We start from the raw sequence: 20,657 nt of genomic DNA, 5'->3' as shown, positions 1-20,657 counted from the left end.
GCATTGTCAACTTCACATCATCAACTTCACATTATTGATCCTTGGATTGGCCATTCAAAAATCGCCCTTCCACACAATTCATCAATTCTGCCAAATGCGATTCAGCAATTTCGTAGAACACTTTCCGGCCTTCTCGCTCACTGTCCAAAAAGCCACACCGCTGTAACAAACGCAAGTTTTCCGACGCAACATTGTCGGGAACTTCGCAGTCCTCCGCGATTTCGCCGACGGTATAGCGGCCGTGGAGCAACAACTGGACCATTCTCAAGCGAACGGGATGAGCCAACGTTTTCAAACACTCCGCCGCAGCCGCAAACGCCTGGACGCTACCAAGCGGCTTCGATTGCTTCGTCGGTTTTGCAGTAGCCATGACATCTCCCCAAGGTTCAATAGGTCTAATATATCGTCACCTTGCGATATGTCAATGAGTCTTTTTCTCAATTTTCCAATGGGGTGATCATTTTGGAAACGGGACTCACTCGCGTCCTGTCGCGTAGCGAAAGTCGCCAAGACCTTCGGCATTTGGGTGTCTGTTTGACGGTTGCCGAAACTGTTGGCCGTTTTTCGCTACAAAAAGCATCGCCTCTTCTTCAAAAACGGCAGAACGGATACCTCTTGTGCCACCGAATTCTGCGCAGAGACAAGTTGAAAAAGCCGCCATCTCATTCAAACAGAGGATGGACACGACATTTCTTAAAGGTAGAATCGTTTACCGTGCGACGTTCTGGTGGTCGTTAATTTGGTCTCGAACGTCGAATGTGTTTTTCAGGCTACTGTCATGCGGCGCTCCATCGAATCGAGTTCTTTGTCGCTGCGTTCCCGATCAACGCCAGCCTTGCCCCCCCATAAGTGGCTTCCCAGAACAAGCCAGAACAAGCCAGAACAAGCCGAACGAGAATTTGTCGGAAGTGGTTGATGGTTACCGAGTGAAGAATCGGTTCGTCTGTGATTCCGAAGATGAACCCCTCACGACGGTGAACATTTAATCCATTGTCACACTTTAACGCGTCGCGACAAAGTTATAGTATGAGACCCCAAGATCCCACCCTTTCGCCTGAAACTGCAGATCTGCCTGAATTTGCAGAATTGCCTGAATTTGCAGAGCTGGTTGCTCAGCAGCATCAGCAATTGCGATCTTATGTACGGACGCTAGGGGTGGACCCCGATTGGGTGGACGATTTGGCTCAAGAAGCGTTTTTGGTTGCCTGGCGCGAGCGAGATTCGTTTGATCAGCAGAGGGATTACGGGAAATGGTTGCGTGGGATTGCTCGGAATCTGGTACGGAACGAACTTCGCAAGCAGCTACGCCATCAACGTCTACTGCACCAAGGGTTGGCGGACTTGCTCGTCGGTGCGGCGGATACTGAGCCAGAACCGGAATCGTGGGAACAAGGCCGCATTCCAGTGCTGCGAGATTGCGTTGAGCAGCTGGCGCCGAAAAGCCGAGAGTTGGTGTCGGGGCGTTATGGCGACGGATGGAAAGCTCCGGATCTTGCGGATCATTTTGGCATGAAGCCAGCTGCGGTGCGACAATCGTTGTCGCGGATTCGGCAGCAGCTGAAACAGTGTATCGAACTACGGACGGTGGAGGGCTGATGGATGTCAAAAAATCGCTTTGATGAATTGCTGCACCTGCTGTTGGATGACGATATCACTGCGGCGCAGATGGATGAGCTAACCGAGATTGTGTCGGATGACCGAGAGTTGTTGACACGGCTTCGTCAGCATCTATCGATGAGCGACCGGTTGTCTCAATACGAAGATCCGTTGCGAAACGCTGACCGTTTCATGGATGCCCTGAAGGTTCGCCTTAACGCCAACGAGGACACCGGCAGGTTTTTTGAGCAGGTGATGGCATCGGCGCGTGACGAAGCTTGCGGGCAGTTGAGGCAGGCATCCGGGCAATGGAAACAGGCTTCCGGGCAGCTGAGACAGGCTTCCGCGAGTAACGAAAAGTCGGGTTGGCAGGTCGCACGAGGCCTCGCCGGTTGGATGACCGCAGCGGTTGCCTTGGTGATTCTGGCGAGTGTGATATTTCAGAACGACAGGCAGCGGGGCAAGGATGATTTAGCGATTACGAGGATCAATCGTGGCGAGGAAGAAACGAGTGACGCCGGGGTTGCCGTGCTGACACGAGTTTCCGGTCTACAGGGCGCACAAACGGTGGATTGGGCAGTGGGCGAAACGATTCCACCGGGTTTGCTAGAGTGGAGCGCTGGATTGCTGCAATTGGAGTTCTACTGCGGAGCAACGGTTGTCGCCGAGGGGCCGGCTTCGCTTGAGATTCTGGATGATTCTCGTGTCATTTGCCGGTCAGGGCGACTGAGAGTCCACGTTCCTGAACCGGCTCGAGGATTTGCGGTGCTGGCGCCAACGGTGGAGTTGGTGGATTTGGGCACGGAGTTCGGCGTCGACGTGGCGGTTGATGGATCCACCGAAGTTCACGTCTTTGATGGTTCCGTGGAGCTCTACGATGCCATGTCCGATCGCAATGTGACGACGCGACGCGAGCTGACCGCCGGCGACGCGGTGTCATTGGATCACGGTGGCGAGTCGCGAAAAATCGACACTCGCGAATTCGATTTCGTGACGCCGAATCGATTAAGCACGATGGCTCACTTGCGGCGACAAGAACACCTTCTCGAATGGAGGATGTTTCGTGATTCGCTGCTGCACGATCCGCGAGTGGTTGCGTACTTCCCGTTCGATCGCAACGTTTCCGACGACCGGCTTTTGATCGGATATGGTTCCAATGGCACAATGCTTGAAGGTGCGATCGTTGGCTGTGAGTGGTCGGAGGGACGCTGGCCAAGCAAGACATCGTTGCAGTTCAAACGACCAGGCGATCGCGTGCGGGTCACCCTGCCGGGAGAATTCGAGTCGTTGACGTATTCAACATGGCTACGAGTCGATGGGCTCGATCGATCATTCAATTCACTGCTACTAACGGACGGATTTGACACGAACGGACCTCACTGGCAGATTCGCGGGGATGGCGTGCTGATTCTCGGGGTGAAGCACCCTGTGAAAGGCAAGTACGGATACAAGACCGACTCGATTTTTAATCTGTTTCGGCTGGGCCAGTGGGTGCATCTTGCAACGGTATACGACAACAGCAAATCGCGAGTTTCGCACTACGTGAATGGCGAATTGGCCTCTCGAGAAGCGTTGCATGAGGCGGCGTCGGGATTGCTGACGATCGGCAACGCGACGATTGGAAACTGGAGTCTGCCGGTCAACTCGACATTGAAAAACTCAGAACGCCTACGGAGACAGGTTCGCAACTTCAATGGTTGCATGGACGAACTGATCGTCTTTGGTGAGGCATTGGACGACCAGGAAATTCGTCACATTTACGAAGTGGGGCGGCCATGACGACTCCACCCTATCGATCATCATTCAGTGGCATGGATATTCAGCGGCATGGATTCCACCTTGCCAAAGCAACACTACCACCAACAACCAGGATTAAACATGAAAACCGTCGCTTTCCCTCTGCTCATTATGATGGTCGGCGTCCTGCCGTTGCAGGCTCAAACCGTCAATCCGAAGAGGTCCAATGCAGGGCAGCGAAGCGCGGGTTTTGAAAATCGCTTTGCGGAGGACTTGAAGCAGACAGCGGATTCGATCGCCCGGCAAAACCTGTGGTTCCGTGACGCCAAGTTTGGCGCGTTCATTCACTTCGGTGTCTACTCATCCCTGGAAGGTGAGTACCAGGGCCGTGGCTCCGGGTTTCGTTATTCGGAGTGGATTCAAATCTCCGCCAAGATTCCGGCCCAGGAATACCACGAAATCGCCGCGCAGTTCAATCCCGCTGACTTTGATGCCGACGAGTGGGCCAAGACCTTCAAGGATTCTGGCATCCGCTATGTCGTGATCACGTCGAAGCATCACGATGGTTTCGCGCTCTTCAAATCGATGGTTAGCAACTACAACATCGTCGACTATACACCCTTCAAACGCGACATCATCAAGGAGCTGAGCGAGGCGTGTCATCGTCAAGGACTAAAATTCGGTGTTTATTACTCTCAAGCTCAAGACTGGGATGAGCCTGATGCCCCCTTCTTGAACAAACGAGCAGGGCTCCACGATATCCATCCTGAGTTGCCGGAAGACTTCGAGCAAGACATGGATCGATACATCATGAAAAAGAGTCTCCCGCAAGTGGAAGAGCTGGTGAAGAATTATGAGCTGGATCTGATCTGGTTTGATACACCCGTCGGGATGAATCTCGAGCGAGTCAAGCAGTTTAGCGACATGGTTCGCAAATATCGTCCCGACTGCCTGATCAACTCACGCATTATCCATTCCGGCAGAGGCAAGATCGAAGCGAGATATTTGCCGTACTATGACTATGTTTCGATCGGCGATAAAGAGGTTCCCACGCGGAAACTTCCGCTTTATGTCGAGTCGCCTGACAGTGTTAGCTCCTCCTTCGGATACAAGACCAAAGGGAACTGCTATTACCACACCCCCGAAGAAATGCTTCATCGTTTCGTACACACCATTTGCGCTGGCGGTAACGCGTTGATCAACAACGGACCAATGGGCAATGGCCAACTCGATCCTGAGGCCGTGCGGATATACGGCGTCATGGGCGACTGGCTCAAGGTCAACGGCGAATCGATTTACGCGACGGTCCGCAATCCTTTGGCCGAGCGTCCTGAGTGGGGCGACATCTCGGCGAGCAAGGATGGCAGGACGCTCTACCTACATATTCTTCAGTGGCCCGAGTCTGGCGTCCTTTCCGTGGACGGCCTGTCCTCGGCTGTTAACTCTGCGGCCTATTTGGCGACAGGCGAAAAGGCGGACATTGTCCAAGAAGATGGCGTTCTCAAACTCACGCTTCCCGCGGGCCCTCTCGATGAATATGACACCGTTGTGAAGGTCTCGTTGGAAGAATCCGTCAGTGAGCAAGGCAACTCGGAGTAACAACGGTAACCATGTCTAGCGAATCGCCAAGCAATATTTAGCTTGGCAACTCGCGCAATCGACACACACCTACATTCAACTCAATAAACCAATTTTTCCAAAGGGTCACCATGTTAGTAAGACGTTTTTTTCAATTCTTGATGCTCTCCGTCGTGATGGCGCCTTCGGTCTATTCAGACGAAGGAAGCCGACCGAATGTTGTGATTGTCATTACCGATGACCAGGGCTACGGCGATGTGGCCTTCACCGGTAACCCAGCGATCAAAACTCCGACCATCGACGAGTTGTGTAAGCAGGGAACACTGCTCAACAACTTTCACGTTGATCCCACGTGCGCCCCGACTCGCTCGGCGCTGATGACCGGTCGCTACTCCGATCGCGTCGGCGTCTGGCACACGGTTCAGGGCCGCAATATGTTGCGACGGCGTGAAACAACCATGGCTGATGTCTTTAGTGCCAACGGTTATGTCACCGGGCTATTTGGCAAATGGCATCTTGGCGACTGCTATCCTTACCGTCCCGAGGACCGGGGCTTCCAGCATAGTGTTTACCATGAAGCTGGCGGTGTCGGCCAAGCGCCCGATTATTGGGGCAACGATTATTTCGATGACACCTACATCGTCAACGGAAAGCACCAGCGTTTCGAAGGCTTCTGCACGGACGTTTGGTTCGACGAGGGGATGAAGTTCATAAAGGCCAACAAAGACAAGCCGTTCTTCGCCTATATCTCTACCAACGCGCCACATAGTCCGTACTACTGCCCCGAGGAATACACCAAGCCTTACGAAGGAAATCCTCAGGTTTCGATCACTGAATTCTACGGGATGATCACCAACATCGATGACAACTTGGCCAAGCTCATGAAGTTGCTTGATGACCAGGGGATCGCCGACAATACCATTTTGGTATTCATGACCGACAACGGCAGCGCGGGCGGTTTGAAAGACGGACGTGGCTACGACGGCGGTCAGCGTGGGATGAAGAATTCCGAGTACGACGGCGGTCACCGTGTCCCCTTTATCATTCGCTGGCCCGACGGAAAGGTCGAAGCAGGAAAATCGATCGAGCGTTTAACGGCACACATCGACATCCTACCCACTTTCATCGATCTTTGCGGGCTCAAGGCGCCCGAGATCGAATTCGATGGCAGCAGTATTGCAGACCTGCTTCACGGCGATGGCTCGAATTGGCCGGATCGTGCGTTGGTGGTTGAATCACAGCGTGTGGTTGACCCGATCAAATGGCGCAAGAGCGCCGTGATGACCGACCGTTGGCGTTTGGTCAATGGCAAGGAACTTTACGATCTGAGTTCCGACCCGATGCAGGCCACCGATTTGGCCGCCCAGCATCCGGAAGTGGTCGAACGTTTACGGGCCGAGTACGATCAGTTTTGGGACGACGTTTCTTCCGAGCACGACCTCACCAGCTATATGGTTATCGGGTCCGATCGTTCGCCCATTGTTTCGCTTTCGTCACACGATTGGCTGATCGACAAACTTCCGCCATGGAACCAGGGACACATTAAACAAGGGGCGGTTGCAGAGGAATCGTTTTGGGCGATCGAGGTCGAACGCGACGGCGACTATGAAATCTCGCTACGCCGCTGGCCCGTTGAAGCCGACAAGGGCATCAACGACGGTACCTATGGCAAGGCTTTCAACTACAAACAGGCGCGACTGCGTATCGGTGATGTCGACGAGATCAAAGACATCCCCCCAGGGGCCAAAGAGGTCACTTTCAAGGTCACGTTGAAAAAGGGTATCACCAAACTCGCCCCTGTCTTCATTGGCCCCGGCCAGACCGCCACGCCGTACTATGCCTACGTGACGCACCAACCGAAAGCCGGTTGGCAAACTCCGCAAGGCATGGGCATTCCCGTTTATGATCCCTCGTATGGACGTGTTCCACCACAGGTAAGGAATTAGAAACGGAGATGATGAAAACTCTAAAGATTCTTTTGCTGGTCCTGGTGACCGGAAGCATCGGTTATGCCCAGACGCCAAAGTGGGATGGGCAAAGTTTCCGCGATGTTCCCTACAAGCAAGTCGGCCAGCGAAAGCTGCTGATGGATATCTACATGCCTGAAACCCAGGTGTCGGAAAAGGCGCCGGTGATCTACTACGTGCATGGTGGAGGCTGGGCCGCAGGGAACAAAGAGAAATTCGGGCAGCCACTCATGCTGCCCATGTTTCGCCAGTTGTCAAAAAATGGATTCGTCTGTGTGTCGATCAGCTACCGGCTCTGCAAGAAGGGACAGGGTGTTCTGATGCGTGATTGCGTCACGGATGCGATGGATGGACTGCGTTTTTTGAAACAGAACTCCGAGCAATACTCCATTGATCCGGATCGGATTGTCGTCTTTGGCGACTCGGCGGGGGGGCAGCTCGCTCAAATGCTAACGTATGCCTCGCCCGAGAACTTTGTCGGTGATCCGAAACTTGCTGAGATCGATGTTCAACCACGCGCGGGAATCTCTTGGTATGGACCATCTGATTTTACGGATGTCAACCTTTTTAAAACCACTTTTTCGGACAAGAATCCTAATCGCTTTGGCAGTAGGATCACGGGTGACGATAACGGTTACAAAAAGAATCCGAAGGCCTTCGAGGAAATGAGTTCCTACTACTGGATCAAGAAGGACAGTCCTCCGATGCTCGTTTTGCAAGGTGATACCGACGCGACGATCCCTCTGCCGCATGCGATTCATTTGAAGGAAAAGGCGGATCGCATTGGAGCTGATGTTGAAATGATTATCGTGAAGAACGCTGGCCATAATTGGAGGAAAGCCGGAGGAGACCCGGTTCCAGGTGTGGAGGAAATTCAACGCATTAGCGCGGAATACGCATTGCAGAAGGTCACACCATTGAAACAACAAGATTAACTCCATGAGAAACTTAATGAATCAACGATACGTTTATGTGTTGACATTGATGATGTTCGGTGTCGTTAGTACTCGAACCGAGTATTACCTAGACGCTGCGGATTTCTATGTGTCCCCCAATGGCTCCGACGCTTGGAGTGGTACCTTGCCCACGCCCGATGATGAAGGCGCAGATGGTCCATTCGCCACACTGCAGCGGGCGCGTGACGCGATTCGAGAGATGGGAACGCGTCCGTCCGAGGATCTTGTTGTCGAAGTTCGCGAGGGAACCTACCAACTCAGCGAAACCGTTGTGTTTGGAATACAAGATTCTCCGCAGGGCGATTCGACCGTCACTTATGCTGCGTATCCTGGCGAGACGCCAGTATTCAGCTCGGGCAAAGAGATCGAGGGATGGACGAAAGTAACCGATGCACTGCCTGGCCTACCTGCGGTAGCCAATGGCAACATTTGGGTGGCCGATGTCTCCGATCGATTCTTCACCCTTTATGATGCGGAGGGTTTACTCCCGCGAGCCCGATCCGAAGGGTTTATCCCGCTCGGTGGGGGCAGTCGCAATCAGCTGCACTTCCCAGCGGGCCGATTGAAGAATTGGCCCAACGTGGAAGATGTGGAGATCATTGTCCGTCCGCATCACGCCTGGATTTCGAATGTGTTGCCATTGGAGTCGGTCGATGAAGAAAAACAGTTGGCCAGGACATCACTCGATGCAACCTACGCCATGAACAAACTTCATTTCCTGCCGACTACCGAGTCGTGCTGGGTTGAAAATGCTCTGGAGGAACTCGACGAACCCGGTGAATGGGTTCTCAATACGAAGGAGGGCAAGGTTTACCTTTGGCCGCGAAACAAGACGACCGTCTTGGCTCCTCAATTGACGGAGTTGATTCGTATCGAAGGCGAGGTCGACAAGGAAGGCCCCACCGACACGCCGGTGCGGAATCTGCGTTTCGTGGGGCTGACGTTCATGCATGGCGAACGCTATCAGCTCACCGCGGACGATGCCGGGCTGCAGCATGATTGGGATATGCTCGATAAAGCCAATGCCTTGGTTCGCCTGCGCGGAACCGAAAATTGCACGATTGAGAAATGTCACTTTGCCCATAGTGGCAGCGGTGCGATCCGCGTCGATCTGCATGGACAGGAAAACAAGATTACCGGTAACCATATCGAGCATATGGGAGGCGCTGGAATCCTGCTCTGCGGCTACGGTCCGGGCACCAAGGATGTGAATCGAAAAAATCTCGTCGACAACAACCACATTCATCATATGGGGCTAATCTACATGCATTCGCCTGGCATCATGATTTGGCAGAGTGGCGAGAATCGCGTGGCGAACAATCTGATCCATCATATGCCTTACTGTGGAATGATCATCTCCGGATGCATGACCCACTTTTTCGCGAAGAACGGCCGCGAGCTAGGTCGAACGATTCGGAGGCATGAAATAGGTAACCTGTCTAGGAATCCGACGCTAGAAGATGTTCGACCATTCCTTCACTCGCATGACAACGCCATCGAATACAACGAGATTCACAACGTTATGGAAACGATGGGCGACGGCAACGGAATCTACATTCGCGGAGCGGGTGCGGGCAATGTGATCCGTCGAAATTATATCCACCACCTGGTCACTCCCATGCTGATGCAGGCGGCGATTCGAACCGATGGAGGGCAACGTGATACGCTGATCGCTGAAAATTTGATTTACAAATGCATGGCACAAGGGATCATTTTAAAACTCAATAATCGTGCCGAAAATAACTTGGTAGTGGACGTGCTTGCCCCGCCTCGAGGCTACTACATGTCGCTGCGAGAAGGCCCGTTGGAGGGCGCGGTAATCAAACGAAACGTCTTTTATTCGGTCAACCAAGAATCGGTATTTATCGATGAATTGGCTCCCGGGAATGGAAGGAAAACCGAAGATAGCAGAGGGCGTCGACTAGCCCGTGCGAAAGATGCCGATACGGATTTCAATATCTACTACTGCGCCGTCGCTCCAGAATTAGGACAACAGATGCTGGAAAAACAACAAGCCGATGGAGTGGACGCAAACAGTCGGGCGACAGACCCAATGTTCGTCGACCCGGAAAACGGCGACTTTCGATTCCAACCCGGTTCACCCGCGTTGGAAATGGGCATCGTACCAATTGATATGTCTCAAATCGGATTGCGTAGCCCACAAACAATCGAGTAGCCGGGCAATCGAGTAGCCGGGCAATCGAGTAGCCGGGCAATCGAGTAGCCGGGCAATCGACTAGATTGTCGTCGCGATCAACCGTCCGGTGTGGCGCCTTTGACTCCAACCAGGGTCGGAGGTCGCCAGTGGGGGCGAGCGTGTTGTCACAGATGCGGGTGTGCTGATCCCTCCGTTAACGCAAAAGCAACCGACATCGAGTTGAATTTTATTAACAACAGCAATCGAAACGTTTTCGTGGATCACAGGTTGATAACGAATCGAGAGCCTTCCACAAATCAATTATTTGAATAAGACATGGACAACATGAGAAAATTTATAGCCACAGTCCTACTTGGAACGTGCTGCCTGGTTGCCGAACTTGCGATCGCGGCGCCTCCTTCTGAGCATCCCAATATCATCTATCTGATGGCAGACGATCAGAATTTAGATTCGGTCGGTTGCTACGGAAACCCAGAGATGGTGACTCCCAATATGGACGCGTTGGGACGTGATGGCCTGATCTTTGATCGGCACTACAACACGACCGCCATCTGCATGGCCAGTCGTGCTACGGTCTTTACGGGAATGTATGAATACAAAACCGGTACCAATTTTAGCCATGGAAATATGAGGCCCGAAGTTTGGGCGAAATCCTATCCCGTCCTGCTCCGCGACGCGGGCTACCTGACGGCATTTGCTGGTAAGTTCGGATTTGTCGTCGAGGGACGGGGACAGAATGGCAAGCCGGGAATGTGTGAGAGCGACTTCGACATCTGGGGTGGTGCGCCGGGGCAGTCGAGCTACGTTACCAAACAAAACCGCGCCATGGCGAAATATGCAGAGGAGTATCCGCATTCAACGCTCTCCTATGGGGCGTTCGGAAAGGATGTGATTCGTGAAGGGGTAAAGCAGAAGAAACCCTTTTGTCTTTCGATCAGTTTTAAAGCACCCCACAAACCGGCGACGCCTGATCCGAGATTTGACGATGTCTACGCTGGGATAACCTTTACCAAACCCGCGAACTTCGGACGCGAGAACGGCGAACACCTGGCTCCCCAAAGCCGGACGGGGAGGGAATACAAACAATTCGTCGATTGGCACTACGATACCAACTACAACGGCGAGATGAGGAAATATTATCAACAGATCTATGCCATCGATGTCGCCATCGGAATGATCCGTGACGAGCTGAAGGAACAAGGAATTGCAGACAACACGGTGATTATCTACACCAGCGACAATGGTTATTTCGCCGGGGCCCATGGCTTGGCATCCAAAGAGTTGTCGTATGAAGAGTCATCGCATGGGCCACTCATCATCTTTGATCCTCGAAGTCCCACGGCTGGCAAACAGCTGCGCAGCCCGGCGCTGACCGGCAACATCGATTTTGCACCAACGATACTGGAACTAGCGGGATTGCCGATTCCCGACAACATGGATGGCGTCAGTCTGTTGCCGCTGTTGAACGACCCCGCGGCCGACGTGCGCGAGCAGATGGCGTTTATGAATGTCTTTGGAAATGGGGCAAATACCGCGTTAACCGTTCTCACCAAGGATCTGAAATATACCTACTGGTGGTATGGTGATTCCACGATGCAGCCGACCGAGGAGTTGTTCCATTTAACCAAAGATCCAATGGAGATGACGAATATGGCCACCAACCCGGAGGCGGCTCCGATCCTTGAGGCCATGCGCAAAAAATACGATGCCGAACTGGATTCATGGAAGCAGGAGGCGGTTCCCTACAACAATTATCAGCAGTTTGCCGAACTCTTCGATCGGACGGTCCCGTGGGATCAGAAGGGAGCCAGAAAACAACGCAACAATAGGACGAACAACGAAGAGTAATACGGACGTCGACCGGCGATTGTAACGATAAGGATCGAAACCTGTATCCGACTTGCAGAAGAAGCAACAACCTAGAAAGAAAACCGAAACATGAATACTCAACCAAAGTTCTTTGGGCTACAGAATCGATTTCAGTGGATACTGTTGTTGATGGTTTTGGCTGCGCCAGTTGAGAGTTATGCCGTTGACATCTATGTGTCCGTCGACGGCGATGCCCAGGCCGATGGTAGCCTGACGAAACCCTATGGATCGCTTCCTGAGGCGGTGGCGGCGGTTCGAGCATTGCGTAAAGCGGGCAATACAGAGCCCGCCGTGATCACGCTTCGCGAAGGACGTCATCCGTTGAACCAAACCTTGGTGCTGGGAATAGAAGACGGTTCTCCTGCGGAGCCTGGCGACGTATCGCTTGAACCGTATGGTGCCGGTGAGGAAACGAGTTCTGCTTTTTTGACCTTCGCCGCTTTTCCTGGAGAAAACCCCGTCATCAGTGCAGGGGTGCCGGTTACCGGTTGGGAACGATTGGAAACCGCACCAGCGGAATTGCCTGCCCAATCGGTTGGTAAAGTTTGGGTCGCTGAGATACCCAGCGGTTTGGATGGATTCCACACTCTCTATGATGCCAAGGGACGGTTGAATCGTGCCAGAGGTGAGGGGTTCTTACCGACCAAGAACGGGGACAACCGAACATTGCACTTCCCTAAAGGTGCGTTGAAAAACTGGGACAACTTGGGCGACGTGGAAATCCAAGTTAGGCCAGGGGTCGCCTATGAAATCAACATGCTCCCGCTTGAATCGGTCGACGAGGAGGCTGGGATAGCCAAGACTCGAGTCGCGGCGGCTGGTCGGATGGGAAGCCTGCCACCTTATCTTCTAAATTTGATGGGTGATTCCGCCGCATCGGTGTGGGTTGAGAATGTCCTTGAGGAACTCGATGAACCCGGCGAATGGGTCGTCAACACGACAACACGTAAAATCTATTTGTGGCCCTCCGATCCGGACACCGATGGAGCTCCTCGCGGGATTTTGGCACCCTGTACTAGCGAATTGATTCGTGTCGAGGGAGAAATCGATTATGATGGCCCCACCGATACTCCGGTGCGTGGCATTGCTTTTTCTGGACTGACGTTTTCACACGCAGACCGCTGGGCTTGGACCAGCAATGAAGCTTTGGCAGGTTGGGGATTGCAACACTCTTGGGATATCTTCGATCGACCTACCGCGCTACTTCGTTTTCGGGGAGCCGAAGATTGCCGGGTGACGGCTTGCCGCTTTCTTGATTCTGGAGGTACGGGCCTGCGTCTGGACCTGCATGCCCAACGGAATCGTATCGTGGACTCTGAATTCGCTCATCTGGGTGAGGCTGGGATTCTGCTGGTAGGTTATGGACTCGGTACCAAAGACGCCAATCACCATAACGAGATTGTCAATAATCACCTTCATCATTTTAGCGAAATCACCTGGCAATCACCGGGCCTGTGGGCCTGGCAAAGTGGGCACAATCGAATCACACACAACGAAATCCACCATAGCGGTTATTGCTCGGTGGTTATCAGCACCCGCTCAGGCGGCGGCAAGACCGTACGTCGCCAAGAGCTGGCTCAAGGGAATGGCGGAAGGGGACGGGGTGGTTACGCCAACTGGAAGCTTCGCGAAAAGTATCTCCATTCCCGGCACAATCTTTTTGAATACAACGAGATTTCCCATGCGGTTCAGTTGCTCTCGGACGGAAACGGCGTCTATGTATCGGGAACGGGGACGGGCAATATCATCCGCTACAACTACTTGCATGACAATCTTTCGCATTCTCTGCCGGCGGCCATCCGTTGTGATGATGACCAGCATGAGACGCTTATCTACGGCAACGTCCTCTACAACAACGGCGGCCATGCAGCGGGTATCGCCTCCAAGGGGGTAAACGACATCATCAACAATTTCATTGTGGACCCCGTCGTGATGCCCAGAAACGGTTACATCAGCTTTGAGTGGGTCCCGGTGACAGGATCCAAGGTGGAGCGAAATATCATCATCTCGAATCCTGAGGGTGGTCTTGCCCAATCCGAAACGATGAGAAAAGGGCAGACGACGGGAGGACCCAAACTCGAGACGTTAGAGATGGATGCAAACCTCTACTACCATCCAACCGACCCGCACTGGATGGATGAGCATTTCGCGAAGATGCGGGCGGTCGGCAAGGAGCAGGCGAGTCTCGTTGGCGATCCTCTATTTGAGGACCCGGCAGGCGGCGATTTTAGTTTTCGGCCTGGCAGTCCGGCCTTGAAATTAGGGATTGAGCCGCTGGATGTTTCGAAGATGGGGCGATTGAAGGATCGTTCTTCGCTCGGACAGTGATCGCTGATGTGTAGGCAAGGGAATTGCCATTTATAAAGGGGTATCCCATGGAGCCCGAAATTCAATCAATGCAACCAATGAATAACCTTTCAATCAATGCAATGAAACAGACCCTCACGATTTTGATCGCATGGCTGCTCGCTCCGTTGGCCGTGGTGCGTGCGGACGATGTCCCGGTTCCACCGGCCAAACCTAATATCGTCTTTATCTATGCCGATGACTGGGGATGGGGGGATCTGTCGTGTCATGGAAACACCTGGTTGAAGACTCCCAATATCGACAGGCTGGCCAGTGAGGGCATTGATTTTCAGCAGTTCAACGTGCTTCATCCGGTGTGTTCCCCCAGTCGCGTGGCGGCGATGACCGGACGGTATCCTTCACGCTTTGGCATCAACCATATTTTTGGCCCCAATCGGGCGTCGGAGATGCCTGATTGGCTCGACGGCAAAGCGCCCACCACCCCGCGTTTTCTGAAAGCGGCCGGATATCGGACGGGACATTTCGGCAAATGGCATATGGGTAAGGGCACGCCGACGATGGCCGACTACGGAATCGATGAATCGGCGGTTTACGGCGGCCCTGGTCCACAGGTTCCCAAAAGTGGCAACGAACTTGCTGAACGAGCGGTGCAGTTCATTGAAGCGAACAAGGACCAGCCATTTTATTTGAATGTATGGCTGCACGAGAGTCATTTGGCCCATACACCTGCCCCCGAGCCCCTGGAGCTTTGGAAGCATCTCGATCCGCAAAAACAAGTCTATGCGGCGGTCATTACCGAAGGCGACAACAAGGTTGGAATGGTTCTTGATGCTCTCGATAAAGCCGGCATCGCAGAGAATACGATCGTGGTCTTTTCCAGTGACAATGGGCCGGAGGACACCGGCGATGCCACCCAGAAAGGAAAACCGGGGGCCTGGCGTAGTTACTACAGTGTCGGAGAAACCGGCGGCTTGCGTGGCCGCAAACGAAGTCTCTTTGAAGGTGGGGTAAGGACGCCGTTTATTCTACGTTGGCCTGGTCACGCTCCAGCCGGGATGAAGAATGAATCCACTGTATTAACCGCGGTCGATTTGCTGCCCACCTTCTGCGCGGCTGCCGGAGTGACTCCTCCCGCGGAGGCTGAGGGCGATGGCGAAAATCTATTGGAGGCTTTCAATGGGAAGCCTGTGACACGCACCCGGCCCCTTTTCTGGAGGTATCGATCCGAGGACCTAGCGGTTCGCGACGGCGATTGGAAACTGGTAACCAACTTCGACGGCACCCAGTCCGAATTGCATAACTTGAAATCGGATCGCGCCGAGGACATCGCCAAAGATCTTTCAGAAACGCACCCCGAAATTACGGCCAGGCTGACCAAAATGGTGCTCGACTGGAAGGCCACCCTGCCCACCACCCCCGATCCGACCACCGTTCGAAGTGGAGCTAGGCGGAATCGAAACACACAAGAGGATGGTGACGAGTAGTCCAGAATGTTCCATCAGACTTTCTCTCCAAAATAGGATTTAAGTCCAACCCGTACAGTTGCCGTAGTGGATCTTGTTAAAGATCCCTCGTGTGGAAGGATCTTTAACAAGATCCACTACGTTACAAGTAAAGGTTGACGTGGCGTAGGCTTCCAGCCTGCGATTTACGACAGTTGCCGTAGTGGATCTTGTTAAAGATCCCTCATGTGGAAGGATCTTTAACAAGATCCACTACGCTAAAAGTAAAGGTTGATGTGGCGTAGGCATCCAGCCTGCGATTTACGACAGTTGCCGTAGTGGATCTTGTTAAAGATCCCTCATGTGGAAGGATCTTTAACAAGATCCACTACGTTACAAGTAAAGGTTGATGTGGCGTAGGCTTCCAGCCTGCGATTTACGACAGTTGCCGTAGTGGATCTTGTTAAAGCTCCCTCATGTGGGAGGATCTTTAACAAGATCCACTACGCTAAAAGTAAAGGTTGGCGTGGCGTAGGCTTCCAGCCTGCGATTTACGACAGTTGCCGTAGTGGATCTTGTTAAAGATCCCTCATGTGGGAGGATCTTTAACAAGATCCACTACGCTAAAAGTAAAGGTTGACGTGGCGTAGGCTTCCAGCCTGCGATTTACAGTTGCCGTAGTGGATCTTGTTAAAGCTCCCTCATGTGGGAGGATCTTTAACAAGATCCACTACGTTACAAGTAAAGGTTGATGTGGCGTAGGCATCCAGCCTGCGATTTACGACAGTTGCCGTAGTGGATCTTGTTAAAGATCCCTCATGTGGAAGGATCTTTAACAAGATCCACTACGTTACAAGTAAAGGTTGATGTGGCGTAGGCTTCCAGCCTGCGATTTACAGTTGCCGTAGTGGATCTTGTTAAAGATCCCTCATGTGGAAGGATCTTTAACAAGATCCACTACGTTACAAGTAAAGGTTGGCGTGGCGTAGGCTTCCAGCCTGCGATTTACGACAACGACGGATTGGCAGGCAGGATGCCTACCCCACGTTTTAATGTGGTTGAAGCACTCGAAGTTATAAATTTACGGTTCTCATTTTCAATAAACATTGAAAGACGATATGATGAAACATGCAAATGTAGTCCTGACGGGTTGGATTGGAATGGTGCTGTGCGTAGGCGCCGGGGTGGTTTGCGCGCAAACGCCAAACGACCAGAAGAATGACCGATCTTTGATCAACAGTGATGGCAGTCAATTTGTACCCAAGGACTTCTATCCTAAATTCAGTTGGGAAACCACGCCTCGCTATCTCATGTTTGGCGATAAGAGTCGTGTGCTCCGTCCTGAGCAGGTTCGTTTTATTGCCGAGCAAACGGATTTTCTGTGCATCGAAAAATCACATGGGATGGGGCAACTCGGTGCCGCTGAATTAGGTGCCAAGCATGAAGCGGCGGCGTTTAAGAAGATCAAACCGGACATGAAGGTGTTGTTTTACTTCAACGCTGCCTTTGCTTGGCCTTACACCTCGTACAACGAAAACTTCACCAGTCAGCGTATCGACGCACATCCAGAGCTAAAGAAGTTCCTAATCACCCAACCCAAAACGGGTGAACTGATCAAACGATTTGGCATTGCTTTTTGCTACGACGTGCTGAATCCCGATTTCCGCGACTGGTGGGTGAAAACGGTTTCGACCGGAGTGAAAGACGCGGGTTGCGATGGTGCCTTCATTGACCAAATGCACGGCAACATCATGTATCGCGATAAGGAACTGAGGCCGGAGGTTGAAAAGGCCATGGGCCAGATGATGGCGGCGCTCAAACAGGCGATCGGTCCTGACAAAATTCTACTGGCGAACAATGCCTACAGTGACGACGCAAAATATGTTTATCCTGTCAGTGATGCGATCATGTTTGAAAACTATGCAGCCGTGAAATCCAACAAGGAGAGTTTACTTTCCGAATGGGGGCATATGTTAAGAAATGCCAAGGACGGAAAGATTTCCGTATTCCGCCTAGGGGTTGAAGGGACAAGCCGAGGAAACATGAAGCCGAACATGCCGGAGCTCTCCAAGGAGAAGTTGGAGTTCGCCCATGCTTGCTATCTGATCGGTGCGCAGCCTTACTCGTATTTTATGTACAGCTGGGGGTGGAAACTGTCATCCGGTGCCCTGGTTGACTATCCTGAATTCAAAAAAACACTTGGCCCGCCCAAGGGGGCTTACCAACGATCCACGCCTGATGGTTGGGAGTTCACTCGTGAGTTTGAGCATGCCAGCGTTTGGGTCAATACCGAAACAAGGGAAGCCAAAATTACCTGGCGTTAGGGAAGAAACAGCGGTGGACAGTTTAGCCAATAAGGTAGGGTGATGAGATGAAGAAATACGCAATCGGAACGTGTGCTTTGCTTAGTGTCTGTTTGTTCGCGGTTCCAACAACTTGGGCGACTCAAGTCAATGTGGTAAGCGACCCAGGCGATGGCATGGCTGCATTCGCAGTGCAAGATATTGAGGAAGCATTGCGGTCGAATGGGGATGTGGTGGTGAGAATAGCATCGCTAAAGTTGCTCCCGTCGGATTCGGTCGTGAGTATTGTTCTAACGCGTCTCGACGACCCGGCATCCGTCTCCGCGTTTCAGGAGGCGGGTGGTGTCTTACCGCAGGGACTCAAGTCCGAAGGTTTTGCTATCCGTCGTATTCAAGAGGGCGATCGAATCGCCTATTGGTTGATTGGAGCCGATTCGGCAGGCGTCATGTACGGTGGCTTGGAAATCGCGGAGATCATAGCCGCGGGTGGATTGACTGCGATCGAAAATGACGAGCAAAATCCTTATATGCCCAAGCGAGGTACGAAGTTCAATTGCCCGCTCGATCTGCGTACGCCGAGTTACTCGGACATGTCCGATGCGGGCCAGCATAATATCTACGAGATGTGGAGTTGGGACTTCTGGACCGACTACATCGATCAGCTGGCTCGATCTCGCTACAACCATATTTCGTTATGGGGACTGCACCCGTTTCCTTCGATGGTGAAGGTGCCAGGTTACGAGAAGGTCGCCTTGGATGATGTTAAGCGGAGTACAATTCAATTTAAAGAACTCTACAGTGGGCTGGGCGTCGGCTTGGTCGACGATGAAATGCTGAGCCAGACCGAGACGCTTCATCAACTGACAATCGATCAGAAAATTGACTTTTGGCGTCGCGTTATGGCCTACGCCAAGTCCCGGAATGTGGACTTCTGGATCATCACTTGGAACATCTTTTCTTATGGGACGAATGGACAGTACGGAATTGATGACGACATCAATAATCCGATTACACGAGACTATTTCCGTAAGAGCGTAAAAGCGATGGTTCAGACGTATCCGGATTTGGCCGGCATTGGGCTGACTCCGGGCGAGAACATGCGCAAGCACTCGGTGGAGCAAAAAGAGGACTGGGCCTTCGAAACCTATGGGCAGGGTGTACTGGATGCCTTGGCGGAGGATCCCGATCGCAAGATCATGTTTATTCACAGGCAACATGATACCGGCGTCGATGCGGTTCTGAATCGATTCAAGCCGTTGATGGACCACCCAAACATCGAGTTCATTTTCAGTTTCAAGTATGCAAAGGCTCACGTGTATAGTGCGTTGACCATGCCGTTTCATGAGGACTTTGTTAAAACCTTAAGGGAACGCGACGATGTCAAAACGACTTGGACGTTACGAAATGATGATGTTTATTATTTCCGGTGGGGCGCGCCCGATTTTGTCAGAACCTTCATTAAGAACATCCCTCATGATGTATCCAAAGGATTCTATCTCGGATCGGATCAATATGTGTGGGGACGCGAGTTCCTTAGCACCGAGCCGGATCCCACGCGGCAAATCGAATTAGAAAAACACTGGTATCACTGGATGATTTGGGGGCGGTTGGGTTATGACCCCGAGATGCCAAACGAACGTTTTATCGCGGTGATACAGAAACGCTTTCCTCAAGTTCGAGCCTCGGATCTTTTTGCGGCTTGGCAGGAAGCATCGATGGTGTATCCGAAAACAACCGGATTGCATTGGGGCCCGCTCGACCTTCATTGGTATATCGAAGGTTGCAAGGGAAGACCCGGTTTCGCGAAAACGAAGACAGGCTTTCACGATGTGAACCGGTTCATCAGCTTAGATCCACTGAGCACCACTGGCTATCAATCGATCCGAGATTACGGGACGAACCCAGATTACGATGGCGTCACGCCTATCGATGTTTCAGAGCAAATCCATGCTCACGCTGAAAAGGCCTTAGCCCTCATCGCAGAGATGAAACATCGTGGGAATAAAGAGTTGAGGTTGACGTTAGGAGATATCCAATCGATGGCCTATATGGGCAAATACTATGCTCACAAGATTCGCGGTGCGGCGGAGTTAGCGGTGTATCGAGAAAACAACGATGCGGATCGCCAACAGCGTGCGATCGATGAGTTGCAGTCGGCGGCAAAATATTGGCGACTGTATGTCGCTTCGGCGATGACTCGTTATACTAATCCGATTTGGATGAACCGCATTGGACATAGCGATTGGCGCAGCTATATGAAGGATGTTTTGCATGACATCGAAATTGCTGGTGGAACGGATGCGCAAATCGCTTCGCTGGAGGTTACCGAGGGCGGGGTTATACTAGAGGCGGAGGATGCCATTTTCAAAAACGGAAAGTCGGCGAATGAAACGTCCGGATTCACGGGAAGTGGATATGTTGACTTTGATCCGGAAACCGAAGCGTCAACGATCACATGGAGATACGAGGCTCCGAAAGCCGGGTTGTATACGATGGAGTTCCGCTATGCACTCGAAGAAGGCCAATACCCGGTAGCAGTGAGTGTGAATGAAGAAACGCTCGGTGACATTGTTTTCTGGTGTACATCAGGGAATACGACTTGGGCATGGGACCGTAAAACGGTGCAGTTGAACAAAGGGGTCAACGACATAACGCTTTCCGCTGACAGACCGCTCGCTCGCTTGGACCACTTAAATCTGCTTTCTGAATAACCCCATCCAGTTTCGATTTAGCAACAATAAAGA

At 52.4% G+C, this 20,657-nt stretch carries 12 protein-coding genes; 11 read left to right on the top strand and 1 reads right to left on the bottom strand.

Going from position 1 to position 20,657, the window contains the following annotated elements:
* Positions 1-31 precede the first annotated feature (31 nt).
* Positions 32-370: an ArsR/SmtB family transcription factor gene (locus tag Q31b_RS08510; protein WP_146599231.1), complete on the bottom strand. Its 339-nt coding sequence runs from the start codon at positions 368-370 to the stop codon at positions 32-34.
* A 656-nt stretch (positions 371-1,026) separates the two neighbouring features.
* Here Q31b_RS08510 and Q31b_RS08505 point away from each other — a divergent pair.
* The 11 genes from Q31b_RS08505 (at position 1,027) to Q31b_RS08455 (ending at position 20,624) form a co-directional block, all read left to right on the top strand.
* Positions 1,027-1,596 (top strand): sigma-70 family RNA polymerase sigma factor, encoded by a 570-nt coding sequence (locus Q31b_RS08505; protein WP_146599230.1) that lies wholly within the window; start codon positions 1,027-1,029, stop codon positions 1,594-1,596.
* 3 nt (positions 1,597-1,599) lie between these two features.
* Positions 1,600-3,375, top strand: a complete 1,776-nt coding sequence (locus Q31b_RS08500) for a LamG-like jellyroll fold domain-containing protein (RefSeq protein ID WP_146599229.1) — start codon at positions 1,600-1,602, stop codon at positions 3,373-3,375.
* Positions 3,376-3,474: 99 nt separating this feature from the next.
* A complete protein-coding gene (locus tag Q31b_RS08495) occupies positions 3,475-4,932 on the top strand; it encodes an alpha-L-fucosidase (protein WP_197171176.1) in 1,458 nt (485 codons plus the stop codon).
* A 110-nt stretch (positions 4,933-5,042) separates the two neighbouring features.
* The gene (locus tag Q31b_RS08490) at positions 5,043-6,857 is read left to right on the top strand and encodes an arylsulfatase (RefSeq protein WP_146599227.1); all 1,815 of its coding nucleotides are present in this window, start codon (positions 5,043-5,045) and stop codon (positions 6,855-6,857) included.
* Positions 6,858-6,865: 8 nt separating this feature from the next.
* Positions 6,866-7,813, top strand: a complete 948-nt coding sequence (locus Q31b_RS08485) for an alpha/beta hydrolase (RefSeq protein ID WP_146599226.1) — start codon at positions 6,866-6,868, stop codon at positions 7,811-7,813.
* A 52-nt stretch (positions 7,814-7,865) separates the two neighbouring features.
* On the top strand, positions 7,866-10,010 hold the full coding sequence (locus Q31b_RS08480) for a right-handed parallel beta-helix repeat-containing protein (RefSeq protein ID WP_231617427.1): 2,145 nt from the start codon (positions 7,866-7,868) through the stop codon (positions 10,008-10,010).
* 306 nt (positions 10,011-10,316) lie between these two features.
* Entirely contained in the window at positions 10,317-11,840 is a 1,524-nt protein-coding gene (locus Q31b_RS08475; RefSeq protein WP_146599224.1) for a sulfatase family protein, read from the top strand.
* A 90-nt stretch (positions 11,841-11,930) separates the two neighbouring features.
* Positions 11,931-14,189, top strand: a complete 2,259-nt coding sequence (locus Q31b_RS08470) for a right-handed parallel beta-helix repeat-containing protein (protein ID WP_231617403.1) — start codon at positions 11,931-11,933, stop codon at positions 14,187-14,189.
* Between the two features lie 77 nt (positions 14,190-14,266).
* Positions 14,267-15,652: a sulfatase-like hydrolase/transferase gene (locus Q31b_RS08465; RefSeq protein WP_231617402.1), complete on the top strand. Its 1,386-nt coding sequence runs from the start codon at positions 14,267-14,269 to the stop codon at positions 15,650-15,652.
* A gap of 1,076 nt (positions 15,653-16,728) precedes the next feature.
* A complete protein-coding gene (locus Q31b_RS08460) occupies positions 16,729-17,934 on the top strand; it encodes a putative glycoside hydrolase (protein WP_231617401.1) in 1,206 nt (401 codons plus the stop codon).
* Positions 17,935-17,981: 47 nt separating this feature from the next.
* Positions 17,982-20,624: a carbohydrate-binding family 6 protein gene (locus Q31b_RS08455; protein WP_146599223.1), complete on the top strand. Its 2,643-nt coding sequence runs from the start codon at positions 17,982-17,984 to the stop codon at positions 20,622-20,624.
* Positions 20,625-20,657: the final 33 nt, after the last annotated feature.

The organism is Novipirellula aureliae, from assembly GCF_007860185.1.
Lineage (GTDB): Bacteria > Planctomycetota > Planctomycetia > Pirellulales > Pirellulaceae > Novipirellula_A > Novipirellula_A aureliae.
This window is presented reverse-complemented; position numbering and strand designations above follow the sequence as displayed.